Consider the following 11,383-nt stretch of genomic DNA (forward strand, 5'->3'; position numbering starts at 1 on the left):
GCGGGATCCGATGCGAGGAATGACGATGAGCTTCAAGAAGACGCTTCTTGCCGCGACGCTGCTGTCGCTGCCGATGGTCGCGACGGCAAACGCGCAGAGCTGGGACCCGCGGGTCCAGGGCATCTACATCGGTGCCGGCCTGGGGACCAACTTCCTCGACGACTCCGACTCCAACCGCGGCATCTCCATCTCCTTCGAGTGGGGCTGGGCCGGCGTTCTCTCGGTCGGCTACGGCTTCGGCAACGGTCTGCGCCTCGAAGTCGAGGGCAACTACCGCCAGAATGACGTCGACAGCATCTCCTCCAACTCCGGCAACCTGCCGCGCACGACCGGCACGGTCCGCAGCTACGGCCTGATGGCCAATGTGCTGTATGACTTCGTGCTCGGCCCGGTGATGCCGTATGTCGGCGTCGGCGCCGGCTACGTGTGGAACGACTACGACAGCGTCGGCTTCCAGGTCCGGAACGGCAACAACAACGCCTCGTTCAATGCCGGCGGCACCAACGGCGCCTTCGGATACCAGGCCATCCTGGGCGTCGCCTTCCCGATCGACTCCGTCCCGGGCCTGGCGCTGACCGCCGAAGGCCGCTTCATGGGCACGACCGGCGACGACATCGACGGTCGCTTCAACTCCAACGCGACGGTGAACGGCCAGACCCTCACCGCCCGCGACAACGTCAAGTTCAGCACCGACAACTACAACTGGTCGATCCTGTTCGGCGTTCGCTACAATTTCGGCCGCACCGCCGCCCCGGTGGCCCCGGTGGCCGCTGCTCCGGCGCCGGCGCGCACCTTCCTGGTGTTCTTCGACTGGAACCGCGACAACCTGACCGACCGCGCCCGCCAGATCATCGCGGAAGCGGCGCAGGCCCGTACCCGCCAGGCGGTCACCCGGATCGAGGTCAACGGCTACACCGACACCTCGGGCTCGGCCACCTACAACCAGGCCCTGTCGGTCCGCCGCGCGAACAACGTGGCTGCCGAGCTGGTCCGCCTGGGCGTGCCGCGCGGCGAGATCGTCGCCCGTGGCTTCGGCGAGACGAACCTGCTGGTTCCGACCCCGGACAACACCCGCGAGCCGCAGAACCGCCGCGTGGAAATCATCCTGCGCTGATCTTCGGATCATCGACGGATACGGGAAGGGCGCCGCAAGGCGCCCTTTCTGCGTTCAGGGTGCCGGCAGCAGAGCAAGCCCGGTGGCGCGCACGACCCCACCCAGGCGCAGCGCCGCGCCCAGGACGTGCCCCGCGGCGCGAAAGGCCTCCGCCCGCGCCAGCCCGGCGTCCAGAGCGCGCGCGATCTCTCCATCCGACAGCGTGCCGACATCGACCGTCACCAGCCGGTCGCCGAGGTCGCTATCCGGGTCCAGGTCTGACGCCGGCATTCTACGCACCGCCGGGCTATCAAAATCGACCTCATTGGCGATCAGCGTCGCCGCGGCATCGGCGGTGGCAGCATCGCGCGCCAGCACCGTCACCGCGTCGGCGATGCCGAGCGAAAAGGAACGGCCATGCCGTCCCGAGGTGGCGACACCACCGATCCCAGACCCGGCGGTGACCCGCAGCGCACCATCCAGCGCCAAATGGCGCGGATCGGCAGCCAGCCCGATGGCGAGGGATTCGCCGGGCGCGACATGGATTGCGATGTCGCCGCCATCATTCACATAGGCCTGCGCCAACGGTGCCGCGGCGCGCATGGCCGCCAGCAACGCATCGGCCACGGCACCGGCCACGGCGGCCATGGGGGTGATGAAGCTGGGCGCAAAGGGCGCGCAGGCCGCCAGCATGCGCCGCGCGACCGGATGCGCGACCTGCGGTGCCTCGGCCATCGGGCGGCGCAGCGCCGGCAACTCCGCGACCAGGCCAGGGAGAATGGTCGGGAACAGGGCAACGGCGGCGGCCGCGGCGGCCTGCACGGCCTCCGGCGCGCCCCAGGCGCGCAGTACGACATCGATGGGGCCGTGGGAGAGGTGCAGGCGGTCGCCGGTCAGGCGCTGGACGATCGGTGCGTCCATCGCGGGTCAGGCCGCGGCGTTGGGGGTTGCTCGCCCCTCGTGCCCGAAGACCGGAGGGGCGCCGCGCCATGAGCGCGAAGGTTGGAGGGGCGCTGCCCCTCCAAACCACCCCGCCAGGAGCCAACGGGCTCCTGGACCGCGGGATTTTGGCGCTTTGCATGGGGGACAGCGCGGGGCCGGAGGGGTGCCGGGGATGGCACCACGGCCCTCACACCGACCTACGGCGTTCAGTGCGAAAGTTGAGGTTTCCAAAGGCCTTAAGCCTTTGGTGGGGTGCGGTTCGGAGAGGGGCAAAGCCCCTCTCCGAGGCGCCACGACGCCCGAACTTCGCGCCAATGGGGCGCTGCCCCTCCATCCCATCCCACGAAAGACCCCAGGCCTTCGGAAACCGATACCGGGTACCGCGTGCTTCGGCCGGTCCATCGCATGCCAGCCGATGCCCCAACACCGCCAAGCCCCGCACCGCCCTCCGGCATCCGGAACCAGGTTTCCGCGGTCCAGGGGCCCGCTGGCCCCTGGAGGGGTGGTCTGGAGGGGCGGCGCCCCTCCGCTGCGTCCCGCACTCACCGCCCGAACGGCCAGGGGTTCGCCGGATGCCAGGTCTCCACCCGCAGATCCGCCCCGAGCCCGCGCAGCACCTCCTCCACCGGCACGATCTCCTCCATATGCCCGCCGAGGCGTTCGTAGAGCGCCCGCGGCAGGGTGAATTCGATCGGCGCGACGATGGCCGGCGTCGGCACGTGCCCGAAGGACAGCTTCGGCATGCGCAGCACATCCGCCATCACGGTGATCCCGCCCCCCGGCCACAGATAGACCGGTGCGCCGCCCATGGTGACGCGGGTTTGCCCGCTCGCGACGGATTGCGTCAGCAGCACGGGGTTCTGCGTCACCCCGGCCCGCAGCGACCCGCCGGCGCCGGCGAGGAACACCACGCTGCACAGGGATGGCTCGCAATTCTCCCCGATGCGGTCCACCACGATCCGCACGGCGGGCGGCATTTCCGCCGGTACCGGGGTCAGCGTGTCATCCAGCACGCAGAACAGCGCGTCCTCGCCGGTCGTGCTGGTCAGCAGCAGGCGCAGGCCGGGCCAGGCGAGCTTAGGGTCGATCTTCTCGATGATGGCGAGCGGATCGGTGATGTCGGTGCCGCCCCAGCCAAGCCCCGGCTGCGCCACCTGGAAATAACGTCCTGGCGTGGAACGACGGCCACGCACGCGGATGCCCGCCGCGCGCATGTTCAGGACCTTCCCGGCTTGGTGTTCGGTCAACACGCCGGTGATGTGGTCGTCCACTACGATCACCTCATCCACATGGCCGAGCCATTGCTGGGCGAAGATGCCCACGGTCGCGCTGCCGCAACCCACGCGCATGCGCCGTTCCGGCGTGCCGTCGACGATGGGCGCCGCGCCCGCCTGGACGATGACGCCGTGCCCGCCGTCGATCGTCATCTCGACCGGCTCGGCATCGCACAGCTTCAGCAGCGTCTCGCAGGTGACGACGCCTTCCTTCTTCGACCCGCCGGTCAAATGCCGCACGCCGCCGATCGACAGCATCTGCGATCCGTATTCCGCCGTAGTGACGTGCCCGACCTGTTCGCCATTCACCCGCACGGGGGCGGCTTCGGGCCCGAGATGGCGGTCGGTGTCGATCTTCACCTTCACGCCGCAGTAGCTGAACATCCCCTCGGTCACCACGGTCACGGTATCCACGCCATCATGCACGGACCCCACGATGAAGGGCGCGGGCTTGTAGTCGGGATAGGTGGTGCCGGCGCCGACGCCGGTGACGAAGGCGCGCGAGGGGTCGAGCATCTCGCCATCCCATTCGCCCTTGGCGAAGGCGACGACCGGGCGGTTGCCCTCGATCGCCTGGGCGAGCGTCAGCGCCGGGTCGGTGCGCACCAGCACGCCATCCTGGTTGGCATAGCGTGCGCAGGCGCCGGCCCGGCCGGGGCGGATGCGGCACAGCACCGGGCAGGCGTCGCAGCGGATGATGCCCTCGCCTTCCTGGGCGCCGAACTTGTCGCTGCGCGCGGCACGGAATGTCATGACGGGGCCTCCGGCGGAGAAATCCTCCCCACGCCGATTGTTTTACCGGACTGGCGGATGAGTGGGAGTGGCCATCGCGCATTCCGCGGTGCTGCGGCCTTACACGAGGCGAGAGCGGCTGGTGCGCGCACGGAATTGCTGGACAATGCCGCGACGGTCCGGGTCCAGGATTGAGTGCTTCCATGCGTACGATATGCCTCGTCGTGGTGCTTCTTGCCGTGTCTGCCTGCAGCGGGCGACGGCCGCCGGCCGAAGCGCTGCCGGCATCGCCGCTCGCGCGCGCGGCGATTGCCGAATGGGAAGCCTGGGGCCGCATCGTCATCATCGGCTGGCCCGATGAACCGCCTGCCGATTCCGCCGCCACGCCGGAGCGCTTCGCGCGGCTGCTCGACTATTGGGGCACGATCCCCGGCGGAGGGCGCGTGGCTACCCGCCTGCTCGGCCTGCGGTCCGGCGTGACCGCCATGGCCGATCGCATCACCGCGGAGATGCCGGGCGATGACGGCACGGACAGCCCGCGGCCCAATGCGCCGCGCCCCCCGGAAGACATCAGCCTGTACGACTATCCCGCCTGGTCGGCCGCCTTCATCTCCACCGTGGCGCGGCGCGCCGGCGTGCCGGAGAGCGACCTGCCATCCTCCTCACGGCATGCGCGCTACATCGACGCGGTGCTGCGGCGGGCGATCACCGACCCGGAGCACGCCGCCTTCAGCCCCCATGCGCCCGAGGAGCAGGCGCCGGTGCCGGGCGACCTGCTGTGTGCCGACCGTGCCTATGTTCCGCTTGACCATTGGACCAGGCGCCTCGCCGAGACGGGACGACCGCGGCCGATGCATTGCGACGTGGTGGTGCGCACGCGCCCCGGCGTGATCGAGGCGATCGGCGGCAACGTGCGGGGCACGGTGGCGCTGCGGCAGTTTCCGAGCGACGCAACCGGCCGGGTGCTGCCCGCACCCCCGGGACGGCCGAGCTTTGTCCTGTTGCTGGTGGCGCGGGAGGAGGGCGGGCGGCAGTGAGGACCGCCGTTGGTGGCGAGTGGAGGGCTTCCGCCGCGTTGGCGCTGGGATAGGCCGAAGGATGGAGGGGTTTCACCCCTCCAGACCACCCCACCAAAGGGCAGTGGCCCTTTGGAAACCATCTCCTGGTGCAGGGCATGGCGGTCAGGGTCGGTGCCCGAAATCCTTCTCGTGCCCGACGGGTCTTCCCGGTGACGGCGAACCCAGCTGCCCAGCGCCAAATCGAGATTTCCAAAGGCCTTAAGCCTTTGGTGGGGAGGGTCCGGGAGGGGCAAGGCCCCTCCCGGTTCCCCATGCCCGTCACCCACCGAACAGCTCCGGCCGGTACTCGAAATGCATCGTGTCGAAATGGTACCACTTGCCGCCCCAGATGAAGCGTTCGGCCTCGAAGGCCTCGACGATCTCGAGCGCGATGCGGTTTCGGTAGACTGCCTCGCCGCGCGACCGTGCCCAGACCCAGTAGTCCGATTGGCGGACCGCGATGTCGATCGCCGCCCCGGTGCCGTGCATGCTGGGCTGGCCGGTATCGGCCACGGCGCGGCAATTGTAGGACCCCGCCGCCGGCACGAGATACGCCTTGAGACGATCGGGCATCGCATCGAGCGTGCCGATCACCCGTTCGAGCCGCGTGGCGACGTCGTTGACGGTGGTGATCGGCAAGGCCTGCGGCCTGGTGCGCGGCATCCAGGTGACGGGGCGCAATTGCGGCGTGACCGTGCCCTGCCGGCAATCGCCATACATCTTCGCGAAGAAGCCGGCGTTGCGCAGGCGCCCTGGGCTGTGGTCGCGCGGCGGCGGCGCCAGCAGGGGGCCCGGCGCGTAGGCCTGCCGAAGCTGGTCGGCGATGCTCGCGGACCGCAGCATTTCCTCGAAAGGGCGCGCGGGCTGGGCTGCACCGATCGGCATGCGCGTGCCGTCCGTCCAGACCAGCGTATCGCCTTCGATGCGGGCGAGATGGTCCGGATAGCTGGCGACCAGGCGCGCGGCGCGCGCCGAGGACAACCCACCCCCGCCCAATTCCTCGGCGGCGTTGTCGCGCGCACCGGCGCCGCTGCATGCGGCAAGCGCGGGCATGGCGAGCAGGACCAGGCGCCTCTCAAGACCAGCCATGCGTGATCCTCCGCGCGACGGACTGACACCCCGCGGCCGCGCCAAGGACGGCATATGCGTCACGCTGCGGCCGCTGGCCCGCGCGCCCGTCAGATGGTGCGGTTCGCGCGGGCGACCACCGCTTCGAACAGCACCTGGCAGCCGGCCTCGGCTTCCTCCGGCATGATGCTCTCGGCTTCGTTGTGCGACAGGCCGTCCTTGCAGGGGGTGAAGATCATCGCCGTCGGCACCGAGCGCGCGACATAGACCGCGTCATGTCCCGCACCCGAGATGATCTCCCGCGAGGAGAAGCCGAGCCGCTGCGTCGCCTGGCGCACCAGGTCGACGCAGGACGGGTCGAAGGGCTGCGCGGGGATGCGGAACAATTCGGTCAGGTCGAGCCGGCACCCGGTCTCGGCGACCAGCCGCGCAGCCTCGGCCGGGAAGGTTTCGGCCAGGGTGGTGATCTGCGCGTCGTCGGGGTGGCGGAACTCGACGCTGAAGCGCACCTCGCCGGGCACGACGTTGCGCGAGGGCTGCGCGATCTGCAGGAAGCCGACCGTGCCGCGGCCGTCCTCACCGCGCGCGCGCATCAGTTGGTCCACCAGGGTGATCACGCGGGCGGCCGCGACCAGCGCATCCTTGCGCGCCGAGGGTGGCGTCGTGCCGGCGTGGCTGTCCTGGCCGATGATCACCGCGTCGTACCAGACCTGCGCCTGCGCGCCGGTGACGATGCCGACCTGCTTGCCCTCGCGCTCGAGGATCGGGCCCTGTTCGATATGCAGTTCGAAATAGGCATCGGCGGGGAAGGGCTTCGCCGCGTGCTCGCCCTTGTAGCCGATGGTGTCGAGCGCCTCGGAGACCGACACGCCGTCCACGTCCTTCAGGCCGTAGGTCTTGTCGAGCGAGTAGATGCCCGCCCAGGTGCCGGAACCCATCAGCGAATGGCCGAAGCGCGAGCCTTCCTCATCGGTCCAGTTCACCAGTTCGATCGGCGCGTCGGTGGCGATGTTGAGGTCGTTGAGCGAGCGCATCACCTCGAGCCCTGCGATCACGCCCAGCGCGCCGTCGAACTTGCCGCCCGTGGGTTGGCTGTCGAGATGGCTGCCGAGCAGCACCGGCAGGCGCTGCGGGTCACGCCCGGCGCGCCGGGCAAACATGTTGCCGATGGCGTCCACGCGCACGGTGAGGCCCAGCGCCTCGCACCAGCCCTTGAAACGGTCGCGGCCGGCCTTGTCGACATCGGACAGGGTCAGCCGCTTCACGCCGCCCTTGGGCGTGGCGCCGATCTCGGCCATGGCCATCAGGCTGTCCCAGAGCCGCTTGCCGTCGATGCGCTGGTTGGTGCCACTCATGATGCCGCCTCGCTCTTTGCCCACTGGCCAAGGCGCGGGATTACTGGACGGCGGCAGCGCGAACAAGTCGCGCGCGCGACCGGATGATCCCGCGACGGGGCAGTGGCGGGGGCGGAAATACTGTCGCAGGCATGGGTCCGTGCAGGGTCGGAGGATGCCATCGCGGACCGTTCCGCGGGCATGATTCCACCCTCGGCCGCTCACGAACGAATACAATATATTAACGAATGAATTCAATTTCGATCAGGTGAAGTCATAATAGAAGCGATTGCGCAATACTTAACGAATAAATCGGACGAGGGTCAGTCGGCGCGAGCGGTGATGAGTCCCGACAAGCACCCCGGCGAGGCAGGACTGTTGCCAGCCGCCAGGAATTGTTGCATGGCATGGCGGCAGCCATCACGCTGTCTGTCATATGGGTCACATTTTGCCTGCTGGAGACTCTCGCGTGCGTCGCCGGGCGCATCCCCCCAACGGCTCGTGCAGCCAGGACCACCAAGGAGATTCCCCCATGGGGTTCCCAAGCCACGCTTCCCAACCCTGTGACGGCCGCGACGCGCCCCCCCGCGTCACGACCGGCCCGCGGCGCAGGATGATCCGGACCACCGCGATGCGCGCGGCAGCCGGCTGTGCGGTGATCGGGTTGTCGGCGCTGACCATGGGCTGCGCGCAGTCGGCCGAGGGCGTTGCCCAGGCCACCGAGCCGACGCGAACCGCCGAGGTCGGCCGGGCGATCGGCGATCCCCAGGTCGGTTCCGCCTCCTACTACGCCCGCCACTTCACCGGCCGGCGGATGGCGAGCGGCGGGCGCTTCGACCCGTCCTCGGACACCATCGCCCACCGCACCCTGCCCTTCGGCACGGTCGTGCGGGTGACCAACCTGCAGAATGGCCTGACGACCACCGGCACCGTGCAGGATCGCGGCCCCTGGACCCGCGGGCGCATCGCCGACCTCAGCCCGCGCATCGCGCAGAATCTCGACATGATCCGCAGCGGCGTCGCCCGGGTCCAGATCGTGCCCGTCGAGCTGGCGGAAGCGCCGGAATAAACACCAACGGCCACGCATCGTGACCCTTGGTGGTCGGCATGTCCTGGCCCTGAGACGCCTGGCGCCAACCGCCGGTCTGCTTGGCTTCGCCGGACTACCGGCGCATCGCATTCGTGGCGTCGGCATGAGTGGGAACCTCATGCCGCCGGCATGACGCCCTCGCAGGGTGGGCGCGGGCGAATGGCCCGCGCCCGGCGGGCCGTCACCGCACCAGTGGACAGCCGCCTTCGGACAGCGGGCGAAATGCCTCGTTGCCCGGAATGGTCTGCACCACGTCCAGCAGGTCCCATTCCCCGCGCGCCTGGGATGGCTGCTTGGCGCGCATCAGATACATGTCGCGGATGACGCGGCCATCGGCGCGGATCGATCCGTTCGTCGTCATGAAATCGTTGATCGGCGTCTCGCGCATCTTCGCCATCACGGGCGCCGCGGCATCCGTGCCCGCCGCCTGCACCGCCTTGAGGTAGTGCGTGACCGCGCCCCACATGCTGGCCTGGAACATCGTCGGCGGGCGGCCATGGATGCGCGAGAACCGCTCGGAGAAGGCGCGCGTCCGATCGTTCTGGTCCCAGTAATACGCCTCGGTGAAGACCATGCCCTGCGCGGTGTCGAGCCCGATCGCCTTCACATTGGTCAGCAGGCACAGCAACGCGGCGGGCTGCATGCCGCGGCGCGTCAGGCCGAATTCGCCCATCTGCTTGACGATGTTGATGAAGTCGGTCCCGGCCGCGGCGATGCCCACGACATTCGCGCCCGACTGCGCCGCACGCACCAGATGCGACGAATAATCCGTCTCCCCGAGCGGTGCGCGGGCGGTGCCGGCCACCTCCCCGCCCAGCCCGCGGATGACGGCCGTCGCATTGGCTTCCAGCGAATGGCCGAAGGCGTAGTCGGAGGTGATGAAGAACCACTTCCGCCCACCACCGCCCATCACCGCGCCGACGGTGCCGCGCGCCAGGGCATAGTTGTCGTAGGTCCAGTGCACGCCGAAGGGCGAGCAATCCTTGCCGGTCAGGTCGGTGGTTCCGGCGGCGACGACCACATCGATCTTCTGCTTCTCCCGCGCGAGGTTCTGCACGGCGAGTGCCACCGCCGAGTTGCCCAGGCCAAAGATGGCATCGACGCGTTCCTGGTCGTACCAGCGGCGGGCGATCGACAGGCCGACATCGGGGCGGTTCTGCAGGTCGCCGAACACCACCTCGATGGGCATGCCATTCACCCGGCCACCGAAATCCTCGACCGCCATGCGGGCGGAGACGACGTCGCCCATGCCCTGCTGGTCGGCGAAGACGCCCGACATGTCATCGAGCACGCCGAGCTTCACCACGCCGTCGGAGATGCCGGACTGCGCACGGCCCGTGGCCGGGCGAATGGCCACGAGCGGCAGCGCCGTCACGCCGGCCAGGAGATGCCTGCGGTTCATGGAACGGTTCCTCACCCAATGGTTCTTGCCGCGCATCATGCCATGGGCGCAGGCCGCGGCCAGTGGGGCGTTACCCGGTCGCAAAACCGGCGGCGCGAAAGCGGGCCTGACCTTCCGGTGCAGTCAGCGCGGCCAGGAAGGCGAGCGCGCCGCCTCGGTCCGCCGCCCGGGTCGCGACCGCACCGACATAGGCGGTGACCAACTGCGCGGAATCCGGCAGCGGGCCAACCAGAACCGCGCCGGGCACGGCGATGATCTCGCTGATCTGGGAGATCGCCAGGCCGGCACGCCCATCGGCGACCGCCTGGACCGCGGTACCGCCGCCGGGGAACACCAGCGTGCGCGCCCGCATCGTCTCGGCCAGGTCCAGCCGTCCGATCAGCCGCGCCGCATGGGTGCCAGCGGTCGCCCCGGTGGACGGGTCCGAATGGGCGATCATCGGGGCGGCGAGGATCGCCGCGCGCAATGCCGCCTCGGTCGTGATGTCGGGCTTCGGCGCACCGTCGCGCACCGCCACGCCGATCAGCATGCGGCCCAGTTCCCGCACCGTCGTGCCGTCGAGCAACCCGTCCGCGGCCAGGCGCGCGACCTGGGTCGCGCTGTTGAGCATCAGGTCGATCGGCTCGCCATCGCGCAGCCGGCTTGCGGCGACCCCGGCATTGGCGTTGTCGAAGGCGATGGCGCGGCCGGTGCGGGCGGTAATGTCGCGCGCCACGTCACGGGCGGAGGCGGCGACCGCCCCGGTACCCAGCACGCGCAGTGGCGCGGAGGCTTGCGCATGGGCGATGGCGGGGCAGGCCAGGGCGGCAAGCAGCAGGCGGCGTTGCATGAGCGTCCTCCGTTTGGACGAAGCATGCACCGAACGAAGCGCCAGGTGGGGCGCGACCGTCCGGCGCCGCCCTCACCCGCCGCGATGGGCGTTGCGGCGGGTCAATCAGCGCTCGTTGGGCCAGATGCCGGGCGTGGCGAGTTCGGCCAGATGCCCATCCGGGTCGCGGAAATACAGGCTGGTGCCGCCGCGCGGCCACCGTGTCCGCCCTTCCTCCGCCACGCCGCGCTCACCGAGCCAGGCCGCCCAGGCGTCCAGATCCGCCGCGGCGATCGACAGCGCGAAATGGATCCGCCCGGCCCCGTCATGCGGCGGGATGGTGCCGCCCGGCAGGGGCATCGGCTGGTCGGAGGCGCCGCGCAGGAAGACCAGCAGCACCGACCGACCCACCGCATAGGCCGCCAGCCGCGCGTCGCCGAACATCGGCGTCAGCCCGAGCACGCTCTCGTAGAATTCCCGCGATCGCGCGAGGTCGGCGACATAGATCGCGGTTTCCAGCACGCCGGCGATCGGGGGTGCGGCCATGGGGCCATCTTGCTCCCGCAGCGCCGCTGGGGGAAC

10 protein-coding genes are annotated in these 11,383 nt (G+C 69.8%); 3 read left to right on the top strand and 7 right to left on the bottom strand.

Annotated elements, in window-relative coordinates; genetic code table 11:
• The first annotated feature begins 25 nt into the window (after nucleotides 1-25).
• A complete protein-coding gene (locus tag AAFN86_RS15060) occupies nucleotides 26-1,114 on the top strand; it encodes an OmpA family protein (RefSeq protein WP_347544172.1) in 1,089 nt (362 codons plus the stop codon).
• Nucleotides 1,115-1,168: 54 nt separating this feature from the next.
• Here the strand turns inward: AAFN86_RS15060 and AAFN86_RS15065 are convergent, their stop codons facing one another.
• Both AAFN86_RS15065 and AAFN86_RS15070 read right to left on the bottom strand, forming a co-directional pair.
• The gene (locus AAFN86_RS15065; RefSeq protein WP_347544173.1) at nucleotides 1,169-2,014 is read right to left on the bottom strand and encodes a UPF0280 family protein; all 846 of its coding nucleotides are present in this window, start codon (nucleotides 2,012-2,014) and stop codon (nucleotides 1,169-1,171) included.
• A 563-nt stretch (nucleotides 2,015-2,577) separates the two neighbouring features.
• Nucleotides 2,578-4,062: a 6-hydroxynicotinate reductase gene (locus AAFN86_RS15070; protein ID WP_347544174.1), complete on the bottom strand. Its 1,485-nt coding sequence runs from the start codon at nucleotides 4,060-4,062 to the stop codon at nucleotides 2,578-2,580.
• Nucleotides 4,063-4,244: 182 nt separating this feature from the next.
• Here AAFN86_RS15070 and AAFN86_RS15075 point away from each other — a divergent pair, with 182 nt between their 5' ends.
• Complete coding sequence (locus AAFN86_RS15075; protein WP_347544175.1) at nucleotides 4,245-5,078, top strand: DUF2272 domain-containing protein; 834 nt, start codon at nucleotides 4,245-4,247, stop codon at nucleotides 5,076-5,078.
• Nucleotides 5,079-5,378: 300 nt separating this feature from the next.
• On the opposite strand, the gene AAFN86_RS15080 is transcribed toward AAFN86_RS15075, so the two are convergent.
• Nucleotides 5,379-6,188 (bottom strand): M15 family metallopeptidase, encoded by an 810-nt coding sequence (locus AAFN86_RS15080; protein WP_347544176.1) that lies wholly within the window; start codon nucleotides 6,186-6,188, stop codon nucleotides 5,379-5,381.
• Nucleotides 6,189-6,277: 89 nt separating this feature from the next.
• Nucleotides 6,278-7,522, bottom strand: coding sequence for a Zn-dependent hydrolase (locus AAFN86_RS15085; protein ID WP_347544177.1), 1,245 nt, complete (start codon nucleotides 7,520-7,522; stop codon nucleotides 6,278-6,280).
• 592 nt (nucleotides 7,523-8,114) lie between these two features.
• Between AAFN86_RS15085 and AAFN86_RS15090 the strand changes: the two genes are divergently transcribed.
• The gene (locus AAFN86_RS15090; protein ID WP_347544178.1) at nucleotides 8,115-8,570 is read left to right on the top strand and encodes a septal ring lytic transglycosylase RlpA family protein; all 456 of its coding nucleotides are present in this window, start codon (nucleotides 8,115-8,117) and stop codon (nucleotides 8,568-8,570) included.
• A gap of 202 nt (nucleotides 8,571-8,772) precedes the next feature.
• On the opposite strand, the gene AAFN86_RS15095 is transcribed toward AAFN86_RS15090, so the two are convergent.
• The 3 genes from AAFN86_RS15095 to AAFN86_RS15105 form a co-directional block, all read right to left on the bottom strand.
• The gene (locus AAFN86_RS15095; RefSeq protein WP_347544179.1) at nucleotides 8,773-9,993 is read right to left on the bottom strand and encodes an ABC transporter substrate-binding protein; all 1,221 of its coding nucleotides are present in this window, start codon (nucleotides 9,991-9,993) and stop codon (nucleotides 8,773-8,775) included.
• Nucleotides 9,994-10,063: 70 nt separating this feature from the next.
• Nucleotides 10,064-10,822, bottom strand: coding sequence for a substrate-binding domain-containing protein (locus AAFN86_RS15100; RefSeq protein ID WP_347544180.1), 759 nt, complete (start codon nucleotides 10,820-10,822; stop codon nucleotides 10,064-10,066).
• Nucleotides 10,823-10,927: 105 nt separating this feature from the next.
• The gene (locus AAFN86_RS15105; protein WP_347544181.1) at nucleotides 10,928-11,347 is read right to left on the bottom strand and encodes a VOC family protein; all 420 of its coding nucleotides are present in this window, start codon (nucleotides 11,345-11,347) and stop codon (nucleotides 10,928-10,930) included.
• Nucleotides 11,348-11,383: the final 36 nt, after the last annotated feature.

This window comes from Roseomonas sp. CAU 1739 (assembly GCF_039839775.1).
Classification (GTDB): Bacteria; Pseudomonadota; Alphaproteobacteria; order Acetobacterales; family Acetobacteraceae; genus Neoroseomonas.